The sequence below is a fragment of the Frankia sp. Mgl5 genome, assembly GCF_023242985.1.
In the GTDB taxonomy this organism is placed as follows: Bacteria; Actinomycetota; Actinomycetes; order Frankiales; family Frankiaceae; genus Parafrankia; species Parafrankia soli.
On the sequence record NZ_JALKFY010000313.1, the window covers coordinates 1 to 242 of the forward strand.

The window sequence follows — 242 nt, forward strand, 5'->3', positions numbered from 1 at the left end:
GAAAGGTGGGCGTGTGTTTTACGCGCATGAGAAGCAAAAAAGCTCTGCCTCTGCCACTTCCCCTCGCCAGCATGATCTGGATCAGGTCCAAAGGGTCGACGGATATTGCTCCGCCCTCTCAGCCCAGCCTTTCGGACTCCCCTAGCAGTCTTGCATTATGTTGTTTGCTTTTTCAGTATATGCCTGTTCGTTTCCTCTGGCAAGAGAGCCGTCCCTCAATCTTCATCCTTGTAGTCGTAGCT

General features: G+C 52.1%; 1 riboswitch.

Annotated elements, in window-relative coordinates:
- Positions 1–41: 41 nt before the first annotated feature.
- A riboswitch (TPP riboswitch) is annotated at positions 42–153 on the reverse strand.
- Between the last annotated feature and the right edge of the window lie 89 nt (positions 154–242).